The 13,470-nt window shown below is 54.3% G+C and carries 13 protein-coding genes; 6 read left to right on the top strand and 7 right to left on the bottom strand.

The annotated features are described in order from the left end of the window. The first annotated feature begins 165 nt into the window (after nucleotides 1-165). The 5 genes from AC6I6N_RS09365 to AC6I6N_RS09385 all read left to right on the top strand — a co-directional run bounded on the left by AC6I6N_RS09365 (nucleotide 166) and on the right by AC6I6N_RS09385 (nucleotide 7,567). Entirely contained in the window at nucleotides 166-1,050 is an 885-nt protein-coding gene (locus AC6I6N_RS09365; protein ID WP_094195538.1) for an EamA family transporter, read from the top strand. A 93-nt stretch (nucleotides 1,051-1,143) separates the two neighbouring features. Next, nucleotides 1,144-3,048, top strand: a complete 1,905-nt coding sequence (gene htpG / locus AC6I6N_RS09370) for a molecular chaperone HtpG (RefSeq protein WP_264672398.1) — start codon at nucleotides 1,144-1,146, stop codon at nucleotides 3,046-3,048. A gap of 410 nt (nucleotides 3,049-3,458) precedes the next feature. After that, on the top strand, nucleotides 3,459-5,654 hold the full coding sequence (locus AC6I6N_RS09375; RefSeq protein ID WP_230018973.1) for a TonB-dependent receptor: 2,196 nt from the start codon (nucleotides 3,459-3,461) through the stop codon (nucleotides 5,652-5,654). 98 nt (nucleotides 5,655-5,752) lie between these two features. Beyond that, nucleotides 5,753-6,433: a Fe2+-dependent dioxygenase gene (locus tag AC6I6N_RS09380; RefSeq protein WP_264672399.1), complete on the top strand. Its 681-nt coding sequence runs from the start codon at nucleotides 5,753-5,755 to the stop codon at nucleotides 6,431-6,433. Between the two features lie 21 nt (nucleotides 6,434-6,454). Continuing rightward, complete coding sequence (locus AC6I6N_RS09385; RefSeq protein WP_497943454.1) at nucleotides 6,455-7,567, top strand: alpha-hydroxy acid oxidase; 1,113 nt, start codon at nucleotides 6,455-6,457, stop codon at nucleotides 7,565-7,567. Here the strand turns inward: AC6I6N_RS09385 and ampD are convergent. Genes ampD through AC6I6N_RS09400 form a run of 3 tightly spaced genes read right to left on the bottom strand, consistent with a single transcriptional unit; the run spans nucleotide 7,555 to nucleotide 9,266 of the window. Continuing rightward, the gene (gene ampD, locus AC6I6N_RS09390; protein ID WP_321267642.1) at nucleotides 7,555-8,166 is read right to left on the bottom strand and encodes a 1,6-anhydro-N-acetylmuramyl-L-alanine amidase AmpD; all 612 of its coding nucleotides are present in this window, start codon (nucleotides 8,164-8,166) and stop codon (nucleotides 7,555-7,557) included. The two genes, AC6I6N_RS09385 and ampD, sit on opposite strands and share 13 nt — an antisense overlap. Before the next feature lie 4 nt (nucleotides 8,167-8,170). Continuing rightward, nucleotides 8,171-8,422: a PP0621 family protein gene (locus AC6I6N_RS09395; protein ID WP_094195543.1), complete on the bottom strand. Its 252-nt coding sequence runs from the start codon at nucleotides 8,420-8,422 to the stop codon at nucleotides 8,171-8,173. Further along, the gene (locus AC6I6N_RS09400; protein WP_094195544.1) at nucleotides 8,415-9,266 is read right to left on the bottom strand and encodes a cytochrome C assembly family protein; all 852 of its coding nucleotides are present in this window, start codon (nucleotides 9,264-9,266) and stop codon (nucleotides 8,415-8,417) included. The genes AC6I6N_RS09395 and AC6I6N_RS09400 overlap by 8 nt, the downstream gene beginning before the upstream one ends. A gap of 103 nt (nucleotides 9,267-9,369) precedes the next feature. Between AC6I6N_RS09400 and ffh the strand changes: the two genes are divergently transcribed. After that, nucleotides 9,370-10,794, top strand: a complete 1,425-nt coding sequence (gene ffh, locus AC6I6N_RS09405) for a signal recognition particle protein (protein WP_497943455.1) — start codon at nucleotides 9,370-9,372, stop codon at nucleotides 10,792-10,794. Nucleotides 10,795-10,965: 171 nt separating this feature from the next. Here ffh and AC6I6N_RS09410 read toward each other — a convergent pair whose 3' ends face one another. The 4 genes from AC6I6N_RS09410 to thiS all read right to left on the bottom strand — a co-directional run bounded on the left by AC6I6N_RS09410 (nucleotide 10,966) and on the right by thiS (nucleotide 13,457). Beyond that, entirely contained in the window at nucleotides 10,966-11,712 is a 747-nt protein-coding gene (locus tag AC6I6N_RS09410) for a hypothetical protein (RefSeq protein ID WP_497943456.1), read from the bottom strand. 196 nt (nucleotides 11,713-11,908) lie between these two features. Beyond that, the gene (locus AC6I6N_RS09415; protein ID WP_159063891.1) at nucleotides 11,909-12,133 is read right to left on the bottom strand and encodes a hypothetical protein; all 225 of its coding nucleotides are present in this window, start codon (nucleotides 12,131-12,133) and stop codon (nucleotides 11,909-11,911) included. Between the two features lie 546 nt (nucleotides 12,134-12,679). Next, complete coding sequence (lysM, locus tag AC6I6N_RS09420) at nucleotides 12,680-13,123, bottom strand: peptidoglycan-binding protein LysM (protein ID WP_094195547.1); 444 nt, start codon at nucleotides 13,121-13,123, stop codon at nucleotides 12,680-12,682. A 133-nt stretch (nucleotides 13,124-13,256) separates the two neighbouring features. Then, on the bottom strand, nucleotides 13,257-13,457 hold the full coding sequence (gene thiS / locus AC6I6N_RS09425; RefSeq protein ID WP_108728158.1) for a sulfur carrier protein ThiS: 201 nt from the start codon (nucleotides 13,455-13,457) through the stop codon (nucleotides 13,257-13,259). Between the last annotated feature and the right edge of the window lie 13 nt (nucleotides 13,458-13,470).

Consider the following 13,470-nt stretch of genomic DNA (forward strand, 5'->3'; position numbering starts at 1 on the left):
ATTGGCTCCATATCAAAATACGTGCCGAACATCATACCTTGATGGTTGAATTGCCCGTTACTGTCTCTTATTTGTCATAGGACGTTTCGGGCGGCTTGATTGGCTGGCCTCGCCCATGAAGGGCGCGTATAGTTTTTCTTTTGCTATTTGCTGCTGGAAGCCCTCATGTCCTGGACCGCGTTGTTGTTGGTGGTGTGTGCTGCGTTCATTCATGCGGGTTGGAATCTGCTCTCAAAACGGGCTGCGATGGCAGGAGCGCATTTCGTATTTGCCTACTCTTTTTTCGCCATCCTGTTTTACTTCCCCATCATGCTGTGGGTGGTTTTCACTCAAGGCAATATGCCTTGGACCAGCGAAACCATTACCTGTTTGCTGCTCAGCGCCTTGCTGCATATGGGCTATAGCCTAAGTCTGCAAAAAGGCTATCAGGTGGCAGACCTATCGGTGGTGTATCCCATCGCTCGGGGCACCGGGCCCATGCTCTCGTCTATTGGTGCCTTCATCTTGCTGGGCGAACCGGTACGGCCTTTGGGCGTGCTCGGTATTTTGTTGGTGGTGATGGGGATTTTGCTCATTGCCACACAAGGTCACCTACGACGTTTTTTCAGCCCCTCTGCATTGACGGGGGTGCGCTGGGGCATGCAGACTGGGGTTCTGATTGCCGCCTATACCGTGGTGGATGCCTATGGCGTTACCGTCTTGTTGATCTCGCCGTTTCTGCTGGACTGGTTCAGCAATGTGCTGCGGCTGGGCATGTTGGCCCCCTTCATCGCCAAGCGTGGGCGCGATGGTTTCGTCAAACTTAAACCTTATTGGAAATTGGCGGCGGCCGTGGGCCTGCTCTCGCCCATGTCCTACATTCTGGTTTTGCAGGCCTTGAGGCTGGGAGCACCCTTGTCCATGGTGGCCCCAGCTCGTGAAATGTCCATGATGGCAGGCACGCTGTTGGGCATGGTCGTGCTGCGCGAGAAGGCCAATATCTGGAGTTTGTTGGGCTGTGCCGTCATGATCAGCGGGGTTATTGCCCTGACCTCCGGTCCTGCTGCCTGATCGCTCTCTTGAAATATCGCAGGCTGTCCCTATCTGCTTGCAATAGGGCGTGCTTTGGCGCGCGGCAATCAACCCATTTTTTGCTTTTTCACCATGAGCCAGACTGACACTGCGAATACGTCCGAAACCCTAGGTTTTCAGGCTGAAGTCAAACAATTATTGCATTTGATGATTCACTCCTTGTACAGCAACAAGGAGATTTTCCTGCGTGAGCTGGTATCCAATGCGTCGGATGCCTGTGACAAACTGCGCTTCGAGGCCATCGACAATCCAGCTTTGCTGGAAGGCGATCCGGAAATGCGTATCCGTGTGCAGTTCGATAAAGAACAGCGCACGATCACCATTTCCGACAACGGCATTGGCATGTCGCGTGACGAGGCAATTGCCAACCTGGGCACTATTGCCCGCTCGGGCACCAAAGAGTTCTTTTCCCAACTGACGGGCGACAAGCAAAAAGATACTCAGCTTATTGGTCAGTTTGGCGTGGGCTTTTACTCTTCCTTTATCGTGGCTGACAAGGTGTCCGTGCTGACACGTCGCGCCGGTGAGGATCAGGAAGCGGTGCTGTGGGAATCCTCCGGCGAAGGCGAGTTCACCATTGCCGCCGCTGAAAAAGCCGAGCGCGGCACCACCATCACCTTGCATCTGCGTGAAGGCGAGGACGATTTCCTGGACGGCTGGCGTTTGCGCAACGTGCTGCGTCGCTACTCCGACCACATCTCCTTGCCCGTGCAAATGCGCAAGGAAGAGTGGGACGAAGAGAAGCAGCAACAAGTCACGCAGGACGAATGGGAAAGCGTGAACCAGGCCAGCGCCTTGTGGACACGCTCCAAGTCGGAAATTACCGACGAGCAGTACCAGGAGTTCTACAAGCACATCGCTCACGATTACGAGAACCCTCTGGCCTGGACACATAACCGGGTCGAAGGCCGTAGCGAATACACCCAGCTCCTGTTCGTTCCCAAGCAAGCTCCTTTTGATCTGTGGGACCGCGATGCCCGCCGTGGCGTAAAGCTGTACGTCAAGCGTGTGTTCATCATGGATGACGCCGACCAACTGTTGCCCGCCTACTTGCGCTTTGTGCGTGGCGTGATCGATTCGGCTGACCTGCCGCTGAACGTCTCGCGTGAAATTCTGCAAGAAAGCCGTGATGTCCGTGCCATCCGTGAAGGCAGCGCCAAGCGCATTCTGTCCTTGCTGGAAGATCTGGCCGAGAACCAGCCCGAGCAATACGCCGAGTTCTGGGGCCAGTTTGGTCAGGTGCTGAAAGAAGGCACCGGCGAAGACATGGGCAATCAGGCTCGTATTGCAGCCTTGCTGCGCTTTGCGTCCACGCATCAGGAAGGCTCGGCCCAGACCGTGTCCCTGAACGACTATATCGGTCGCATGAAAGAAGGTCAGGACAAGATTTACTACGTCACCGCTGACACCTTTGCTGCTGCATCGAACAGCCCGCATCTGGAAGTATTCCGCAAGAAAGGCATCGAAGTGCTGCTGATGTCCGACCGCGTGGACGAGTGGATGCTGTCCTATCTGCGCGAATTTGAAGGCAAGCAACTGGTGTCCGTGGCCAAGGGCGGTCTGGACCTGGATTCGCTGGCAGACGAGCAAGAAAAGAAACACCAAGCCGAAGTGGCTGAAACCTTCAAGCCGCTGGTCGAGCGTCTGCAAGCCACGCTGGGCGAGAAGGTCAAGGAAGTGCGTATTACGGCCCGTCTGGTCGATTCCCCCGCTTGCGTGGTGGTCGATGCCAACGAACTGAGCCCGCATTTGCTGCGCATGCTGCAAGCCGCTGGCCAGGAAGCCCCTGAAGTTAAGCCAATCCTGGAAATCAACCCGGAGCATGCTTTGATCACCAAGGTTCAGGCCGCTGACGATGAAGCCTTTGAACAGTGGGCCCAGTTGTTGCTGGAACAAGCCATGCTGGCTGAAGGAGCCGCCTTGCAAGATCCCGCCAGCTTTGTGAAACGTGTGAATCGCTTGCTGCTGAATCTGTAAATCTGAAGCTTGCTGGCTCTGCCTGAAGGTGGAGTCAGTTGCCAATACATAGGCCTCTATCGTGATGTGTACGATAGAGGCCTTTTTTGTGCGTGTTGACAGACCATTGATGGAAGAAGGGCGTAGTTAAAGGGAAAGGGGTGTTAAGCGATTTTTTGGTTTTTGTCTATCTTAATGAGAATTGATCGTAATACGATGCATGCACACGACACTGTGGGCCAAAACCCGCTAGTTTTGAGTTGAATTTAAGGAAATCGTAATATTTGGATAGACTTAATAATAGGAATGATTAATATTACGGTTCCTATTAAAAGCACTTATCAGGCATCGAAACACCGCTAATGCGCGCGATCAACCCTGCTTTGATCGCACAGCCTTGAAAAAGTGATACCTACCATATGGAGCTGGTAATGTCGTTCGTTTCCTCTGTGCCGCCTCGTCGCTTTGCCGAGACGGTCTTGTCTGCTGCCCTGTTTGCCGCCCTGACGAGTCCTGTGATCGCTCAAACCGCCAATCCAGGCGTGACCGAGTTGCAGTCGATCAAAGTTCAAGGCTCGGAAGATGCCAATGGCATTGAGGGCTTTCAGGCCCATAAAGCGCAATCGGTGAAGTTCTCTGAGACTTTGCTCAACACACCGCGCTCTATCACCGTGATCCCAGAGGAGGTGATCAAGGATCGTGGTGCGACATCGCTGCAAGACGTGTTGCGCACCACTCCCGGCATTACTTTGGGTTCGGGCGAAGGCGGCACTCCCGTGGGAGATCGTCCTTTTATCCGTGGTTATGAGGCCAGTACCGATATTTTTATTGACGGTGTGCGTGATTACTCCCGTGGCTCGCACGAGACCTTCAACCTGGAATCGGTTGAAGTCTTGAAGGGCCCCAGCTCGGCGTATACAGGCCGTGGCGGCACTGGCGGTAGCCTGAATCTGGTGACCAAGTCTCCCAAGCTGAAAGACTTTTTCCAGGTGGAAGCAGGTTACGGGACGTCGGACCAATATCGTCTGACGGCAGACGGCAATTATGCTTTTTCGGACACAGGTGCAATCCGCTTGAACCTGATGCGCATGGGGGGGGACGTCGCAGGTCGTGATGGCGTGACAATCGACCGTTGGGGGATCGCTCCTTCCATTGCTTTTGGTTTGGGTACCCCCACACGTGTGACCTTGTCGTATTCGCATCTTGAAAACAAAGATATGCCGGACCTGGGCTTTCCCTTCCGGAACGCGGCCAATCCGGATCGTGTGACCCCCTTGGAAGCAGACCGAGACAATTTCTACGGTCGTCATCAGGTCGATTTTCGTGAATATACGGCAGATACCGCCACGGCACAGATTGAGCATGACCTTAATGAGCGTTTCACAGTTCGCAACGTGACGCGCTATGGCAAGACCTTGAATCATTACTTGATGACCAGACCGTCGTTTGACAATTGCAAGGCCAATTCGGGTGGTGCGTGCGCCAGCGAGGGGGAGGGCTTGCTGTTCACGAGATCGGATCGGGCGCGCTGGCGCAGTTCGGAGTCCTTGCTGAACCAAACCGACGTATACGGTACGTTTACAACAGGTACCTTGAAACATGATGTGGTAGCCGGGCTTGAGTTCAGCAAGGAGGATATCTACAACCGAAGCATCACGGGCACACCTGGCTCGGATACGGACTCTTTTTATAATCCGAATCCCAATCGCAGCTACAGCTATTCCTTGAACTATGGCTCCAAAACCAAAGCAGGCGATATCAAGACACGCTCGGCGTATATCTTTGACACCATTGCGTTTAATGAGCAATGGTCGGTCAATGGTGGCGTGCGATTTGATCGTTTTGAGGTCGACAATACCCAGGAGTCCCGCAAAGATGATATGTGGAACTATCAGTTGGGTGTGGTCTATAAGCCAGCGCGCAATGGTTCTATCTACCTGAGCTATGGCACCTCTTCCAACCCGACAGGGGAGAACCTGGGTCAGGCCGGTGGTGCAGATGGCCCGGCAGGTGGCGCCGCTATTCGTGACCTGAAGCCCGAGCGCAGCTACAGCTGGGAGTTGGGGACAAAGTGGGACGTGGCCGACGAGAAGTTGTCTTTGACAGCGGCCATTTTCCAGACCGACAAGAAAGATGCTCGTTCTACCGATCCTTTGACTGGCGATGTGTCCTTGAGCGGCAGCAACCGTGTACGTGGCCTGGAGTTGGGTGCGGCCGGTGCAATTACCCCGAACTGGAATGTATGGGCGGGTTACACCTATCTGGACCCCAAGATCAAGAAATACCGCAGCGGCAATAATGTCTTTGACGGTAAGCAGATGAAGTTCATCTCCAAGCAGAGCTTCAACGTCTGGACGACCTACAAAGTCATGCCCGAGCTGACCTTGGGCGCAGGTGCCACGTTTGTGGGCAAACGCTTTGTGGATGACGCCAATCAATTGAAGCTGCCTTCCTACTGGCGCTACGATGCAATGGCGCGCTACGACCTGAACAAGAACGTATCTTTCCAGTTCAACGTCAACAACATCAGCAATGTGCGCATGTATGATGCTTCCCACGTCGGCCTTTTTGCCAACGTTGGCCCAGGCCGCTCTTACATGTTCAATGCCTCTTACCGCTTCGAGTAAGTTGCGTTTTGTCGTGTAAATTCAGATGGGCCGCCTTTTGGGGCGGCCTGTCTGTTTCTTGCTTTACCTTGTATTCCTTTTTTTTTGGCAGGTGACCCATGCTGATTACGATCCCCGATGTGCTCAATGCTGAACAGTTGCATGACTGTCGCCAGGCCCTGGAGCAGGCACAGTGGGAGGATGGGCGCACGACGGCGGGTTATCTGGCCCAGCACAGCAAACGCAATCTGCAATTGCCTCTTGATACAGCTGTCGCCAGGCAGATGGGGGAGTTTTTAATGCATGTATTGGGTCAGCACAGCGGCTTTATTGCCGCTGCCTTGCCCCTGCGTATGTTGCCACCACGTTTTAACCGTTACGAAGGCGGCGGGGAGTACGGCAACCACATCGATAACGCGATTTTTACGATTCCTGGCACGGGACAGCGTCTGCGTACTGATGTCTCCACAACCTTGTTTTTTAGCGACCCCGACGAATACGAGGGCGGGGAGCTGATCATCGAAGATATATACGGAACACAGTCCATCAAACTGCCTGCAGGGCACATGGTGGTGTATCCGGGGACCAGTTTGCATCGTGTACAGCCGGTGACTAAAGGAACACGCTATGCCTCGTTTTTCTGGACGCAAAGCATGGTGCGTCATGCGCATCAACGCAAACTGCTGTGGGAGCTGGATCAGAGCATTCAGCAACTGGCCAAGCAGAACGCAGATGCCCAGGAGCTGTCGCGCCTGACGGGGATTTATCATAATTTGCTGCGTGAATGGAGCGATGTCTGATCGCCAGGAGCTTGATTGATCATGTCCCAAGAACGGCTGCCCCCGCTCAGTAATATTCCGGCCCAGATTGCCTGCCTGAGGGATTACGAACCCTATGCCCGTGTGCGTATGCGCGCACAGGACTGGGCGTATTTCAGTGCAGGGGCGGCCGATGAGTTTACTGTGCAAGACAACCTGGCCAGCTTCGGGCGCTGGGGTTTATGGCCTGCTGCTCTAGGTGAGTTTGATCAGCCTTCCACCCGTTTGACACTGCAAGGGCAGTCTATGGACTACCCGATTCTTCTGGCGCCCGTGGCTTATCAGTGCTTGGCTCATCCTGAAGGTGAATTGGCCAGTGTGCTGGGCGCGGGTGCGATGGGCGCGACCAGCGTAATCAGCATGCAGGCCAGTCATTCCTTTGAAGAGATTGCCGCACAGGCGCATGCCCCGTTGTGGGCACAGTGGTATTGGCAAACGGATCGCGCATTTACGTCGGATTTATTGGGACGGCTCAAGGCAGCGGGTTATGCCGCTTTGATGTTGACGGTGGATGCTGCTGTCAATGGCTTGCGTAATCAGGAGCAGCGTGCGGGTTTTGCTTTGCCCGAGGGTGTGGACGCCGTGAATCTGCGGGGCGCTCCCAGGCAGCAGGCGGTTTTAGGTGCAGCAGGCACCAGCCCTTTATTTGGCAGTGGCCTATTAAATAGTGCCCCCACCTGGGATGATCTTGCCTGGCTGGTGCAGCACAGTCCTTTGCCTGTTTGGGTTAAGGGAATCATGCGCCCCCGTGACGCTCAGCGAGCGCTTGATGTAGGGGTCGCCGGAATGGTTGTGTCCAATCATGGTGGGCGCACTTTGGATGGTGCTCCCGCCTCTGTGGACGTCCTGTCACAGGTTTGTCAGGTCGTGGGGGAGAGGGTGCCGGTATTGATGGATGGCGGTATTCGACGCGGTACCGATGTACTCAAGGCTCTGACTTTGGGGGCGACGGCGGTGATGATTGGCCGTCCCTATATTTATGGTTTGGCGACTGCCGGAGCCGCTGGTGTGGCCCATGTATTGCATATTCTGCGGGCGGAGCTGGAAGTGGCCATGGCACTGACCGGCTGTAATACTTTGGCCGATATCAGCCCCGACGTACTTTATCGGCCCTGATCCAGTTCTTGTTCCGGCAAGGTTTCTTTGGGCCAGCCGTGCTCGCGTTTTACCCGTTCCCAGTCAAAGAACGGCCCCGGATCTGTCTTGCGTCCTGGGGCGATATGTTCGTGGCCTCGTACTGCGTTCAGGTTATGGCGCATGCGCAAGGCGCGGCTCAAACGGGACAGTTCCCGGTACTGCGCTTCAGTAAAGGGCTCGAAATCGCTGCCTTCCAGCTCGATACCAATAGAGAAGTCGTTGCAGCGTTCGCGGTCTTTAAAACGCGACACACCTGCGTGCCAGGCGCGGCGGGTAGTAGGGACAAACTGGATGATGTGGCCGGTACGCTGGATCAGAAAGTGGGCTGAAACCTTCAGGTCCCGGATGTTCTCGAACCAGGGGTGTGCACTGATATCGAGCTTGTTCTGGAAGAAATCCCGGATATACGGCCCGCCAAATTCTTGCGGTGGCAGGCTGATATTGTGCAGCACCAACAAGGTGGGACTATCGCCCTCGGGGCGGTCATCCTGATTGGGTGACAAGGCACGCAGGACATTGGCATGGGGTTTAAGCCAGCCCTGGCGGTCCAGGTCATAGGCGTGGTGCATGCGGGCCATGAGCTTAACTGCGCGGGCCGCGCTTGGCGTGTTCCAGGCTGCACCAAGTGTGATGATTGCTCATCAGGGCTTCGGAGCGAGGTAGAAAAATGCCACAGTGCGCGCAACGAACCATCTCTTCTGCCTTGCCTGGTTTGCGTGGCGGGCGCATGGTCGGGTTGGGTGGGTTGCGTTTGCGGGCCTTGTTTTGTGACACGATGCGGGCAATGATCATGGCCACCAGGATAGCGACAACCCAGAATAAGACTTTACCCAATTTTCCCTCGTTGCAAGATGACGTCCAGTACAAAGTGGCTGCCTGTATAGGCCAGCAGCAGGAAGGCAAAACCGGCCAAGGTCCAGCGCAAAGCAACGCGACCCCGCCATCCATACTGTTTTCGGCCCCATAGTAAGCCACCAAATGTAACCCAGGATAGCAAGGTAAAGACAGTTTTATGGTCAGCGGGTAAAAATTTACCGTCTATTGCCATGGAGACGGCGGCACCGCTCAGGATCGTGAAAGTCAAAATGACAAAAGAGACGCGGATCAGGCGAAACAGCAGTTCTTCCTGCACCAGCAGGGGCGGCATGGTGTCCAGCACCCGGCTGAATAAACCACGTTGTTCCTGATGCAAAATAGGGCGGTGCAACTGGCGGTCCAGCGCTGTCATCAAGACGGCGTGCAGGGCGGCCACGGTGCTCAGCCCGTAGGCGACCAGTGCAATCAGCAAGTGGATGCGTAGCCATTCATTGCCTGCATGGTGGACGATATGGCCATTGGGAAAGGCCATGGCCAGCAGGCTGACGATTGTGGCCGCAGGCAGTAGAATGAGCAACAGGCCGTCCAGACGCAGATACAGGCTTTGGAACCAGAACACCACCATGCCCAGCCAGATTGCCGCCGACAGGGCCAGTGCCCAGCTCAGATGCAGCCCTTGGGGCAGTACAATCGTCAGCAATAGACCCGCTCCGTGCACAATGATGGCGCAGAGCAAAGCCACCCGGCTAGGGGCGTTCAGTACGGTTCGGGTGCTGCCGCGAGTCAACGGACGCCATAGCGAGATCGACAGCACGATGTACGCCAGTGCGGCGAGCAAGTGAAATACAATACTTGCAGACATAAGTCCCGGATTTCCTGAAAAACGGTACGGGGCGTACCTCAAGTGGCCATTTTATTCTTATTCGTAGACCACACGATAACCTAGTTTAAGCGAACCCAGTCCTATGTTTGAAAATCTGACCCAGCGTATGTCGCGTGTGGTGAAAACCATGCGCGGACAGGCTCGTCTGACCGAATCCAATACTCAGGAGATGTTGAGGGAAGTGCGTCTGGCGCTGTTGGAGGCGGACGTGGCCTTGCCTGTCGTGCGCGATTTTGTTGCACGGGTCAAAGAAAAGGCACTTGGCGTTGAAGTGGCCGACAGTTTGAATCCTGGTCAGGCGCTGGTGGGGGTTGTCCACCAGGAACTGACCAATCTGATGGGGGCAGACCTGGGCGATGACGCCAGCGAGTTGTCCCTGGCGGCGCAGCCACCGGCCATTATTCTGATGGCGGGTTTGCAAGGGGCGGGTAAAACCACCACCACCGGTAAGCTGGCCAAATGGCTGAGCGAAGGCGGTCATGTTCAGCATGGTCGTAAAACGGGCAAGAAAAAAGTGCTGGTGGTCAGTGCTGACGTTTACCGTCCCGCCGCTATCGAGCAGTTGAAAACCGTTGCCGCCCAAGTGGGCGTCGAGTTCCTGCCTTCCGATCCCAGCCAGAAACCGGCCGACATTGCCCGCAATGCCCTGGACCACGCCAAGCGTCACCACTTTGATGTGCTGATTGTCGACACGGCCGGTCGCCTGGGTATTGATGAAGAAATGATGCGCGAGATTCGCGCTCTGTACGACCTGCTGAGCCCCATCGAGACTTTGTTTGTGGTCGATGCCATGCAGGGTCAGGACGCGGTGAACGTCGCCAAAGCCTTTGCAGACGCCTTGCCGCTGACCGGTGTGGTGTTGACCAAGCTGGACGGTGACGCCCGTGGTGGTGCCGCCTTGTCGGTGCGCCATGTCACCGGCAAACCGCTGAAGTTTGTGGGTGTGTCGGAAAAGCTGGACGGTCTGGAGCCATTCCACCCCGAGCGTATGGCTCAGCGCGTGCTGGGTATGGGCGACATTGTTTCTCTGGTGGAACAAGCCCAGCGCAATATCGACATTGCTGATGCGCAAAAGATTACCGACAAGATCAAGGCGGGCGACAAGTTCGATTTGAACGACTTCCGCGACCAGCTACAGCAAGTTAAAAAGCTGGGTGATATGGGCTCCTTGCTGGAAAAACTGCCCGCGCAGTTCTCCCAGGCGGCGTCTCAGTTGCAAGGCGGCCAAGCCGAGCAGCAATTGCGTCGTACCGAAGGCATCTTGAACTCCATGACGCCAGCCGAGCGCGCCAAGCCTGAATTGTTGAAGGCCTCGCGCAAGCGCCGTATTGCGGCGGGTTCGGGTGTGCCGGTGCAAGAGGTTAACCGCCTGCTGAATCAGTTCGAGCAAATGCAAGGCATGATGAAGCAGATGAAAAAAGGCGGCATGGCCAAAATGATGCGCGGCCTGGGCGGTATGGGCGCCTTGAAAGGTCTGGCTGGTAAAGGCTTCAAGGGCTTTCGCTAAGCAGCAAGTTGATTCTGGACCCGGATGAACGGAGTCTGGCTGTAGCATTACACGCTGACCAGATGACAAACGTGCTTCATGGACAGTCCCCCGAAAGTTGGATTCAGATCCAACCTTCGGGGGACTGTTTATTTGGGCTGGATTTTTTGTTTGCCTATGATGCTGATCGCTTTAGGTGCCCAGTGCAGGCAAGGAAAGATTCCAACCTAACTCTGCATTCAGGAACCATAGCTCCTGACGGGTTTGGAAGTTTGCGCCTGCGTTAATACGGGCCAGTAGTTGATCTTCATAGGCGGCTGGAATCTGTACTGCTCTTTCTATACTGGGTAGAGATTGGTAGTGCTTGTAGACGTCCAGCAAGGTATTGGCGACCTTTCCCGTGCGGTTGTACTCATCCTCCATTTTTTTGCAGAGTATCCGTCGTTGGACTTGGTCTTGGGCATTGGATTCGATCCAGGCTGCACGCCGTTCATTCACGGTAAAGGTGCTGCTTTCATCGTAGGCAATCAGGGCTAGTTGTTCCTGGCTCAAGCCCTTGAAAGGGTTGGGTTTGTTGGGGGCATTGAGAAAGGCAGTGGCTTGTCGTGCCCGGGCTAGATGTGCAGGGTCCTCTGTATCAGGGACCTGCGCATCATGGACTTTTTTGTTGTCATAGTAGCTGTCACTCGTAAAAACCTTTAAAAGCGCCTGGCCTTTTTGGGCCAGCTCCTGACGAGTCAGATTGGCTTCCCGTTCAGCAGATCGCTGTGCTGCTTCACTGAGCTGTTGGGCAAGCGAGGAAACGCTGACGCTGTTCGTTTTACTTACCCCGGCTTCAGGCGGAGCGTCCGGTGTAGGGGATGCTTGTTTCAACGAGGTATTCGCAGGCCAATTAGCGATCACTTCAGGCACTGGGTTCAGTTGATTCAGAGTATTCATAGTGGCGTGCTGTGGAGAAGGGGGGCTACGCCACTGGGGATGAAGCGTAGCAAGGGTCAATCAACGCATCGTGAATTCGACGCTCCAGGCTTTGGTGACGGCATTAATGGATGTAATGTTGGCGGTGCAAATTGCGCCTCCAGAGGGAGTGGCGTCTACTGTATGAGGTTTAAGCCCGGAGGAAGGGGGGACATCTCTATAGACGGTGTAAAACTTGCGTACCTGGAGTCACCACTGCTTTAGGTTTAGGAGATGCATAGAGGTAAGTGTTGGAGTCATTGACAGAGATGATGGTGTGATGAGCATCTTTATCGCTCAGATTCTTGAAGGTAACCGTCACTAAGGGGCCGGCATAAGCCGTCATGCTGCTAAGCATGACTACGGTTGCAACAACAGCGCGTGACGATGTTTTGACAAGCATGAATCGATCTCCTGGCCTGATTAAGGCGGTTGCTGATAGAAGTAGACCGATAAATCTTGATTAAGGCAGCGAGACTGTATTGAGCAATATATGTGCTTTTATTCTGGGTATGGCTGAGCTTGCTACGTTCTTGTTCTTTTATTCGTACCGGTATCTCAAAGTTCAAGTCGATCTATTGGTTACTAAATGGAATAAAAGTAACTTTACTATACAAATGTCGTGGTTTGTCTGAAATTTATTATTTATCAAATACTTAGCTTGCTAATCGTATTTTGTAGGAAAAGTAGCCAAGGCAAAAAAAAGTGAAATGGGATGTTTTGGAATAGTGGGCGAGACAAGTTGGAGAGTCTGTTGCCTTGCGATGGCACGCTGCACTTTTACGGAACCCGTTGCGAGTAAGTTTGCCATGTAGTCTTAATGCCGCTTTGTCAGCAGATCTTTGTGTAAATAAAAAACGCCCGATGCATTGCATCGGGCGTTTCATTTTGGCTGGGCCGTAATCCCACAGGTTTGGCACCTAGGGATCATGGCCGGCAGAGGCGAGAATTACAGCGCCGGAATACGTAGTACCTGACCAGGGTAGATTTTGTCAGGATGGCTAAGCATGGGTTGGTTAGCTTCGAAGATAACGGTGTATTTTGCACCGTTTGCCTTGCCGTAATTGGTTTCAGCAATTTTCCACAGTGTGTCGCCTTTCTGTACGGTGTACATGGTGGCTTCGGCGGAAGGCTGAGCAACGCTGAGCTGGTTGTCGACTTGAGACACCCCCAGGGTGTTACCCAGAGCCAGCACAATTTTTTCGGCTTGTTCAGTGGAGGCAGCTTGGCCGCTAACCGTGACTTTGTCGCCATCAACCGCCAGATTCAGACCGTCGGCGGAAAGTTGGTGTTTGGCCAGTTCTTTCTGGAGTTCGTCTGCTGTGGCTGCGTTGGCTTCGTTGGCACCAAAGAGTTTTTCGCCGACATCTTTAAGAAAACTGAATACGCCCATCGCTTTGCTCCTGAAGTTAGGGTTCTATGGCTGCTACCTGCGTGATGGCAGGCGAGACGGTTCATTATGACCTTATTTTTAGCCGTAAAGCCGTACTCGAATGTCAGCAATTGTGCATTTTAAAGGGTGAGTCTCAGCCGCCACCGACGGCAACCACGATCTCGATGGTGTCGCCTTCTTGAATAGGGGTACTGGCGTGCTGGCTTTTGGGCACGATGTCGCCGTTCAGCTCTACGGCAATGCGCTTGTTCTCATAGCCCAGCTCGATAATCAGTGTGCCAACCGTGTCGGAGTTTGCCAGAGCCTTGCTCTGGCCGTTCAGGGTAATGTTCATTCTTGTCTCTGGA

The organism is Alcaligenes sp. LTN-3, from assembly GCF_059735605.1.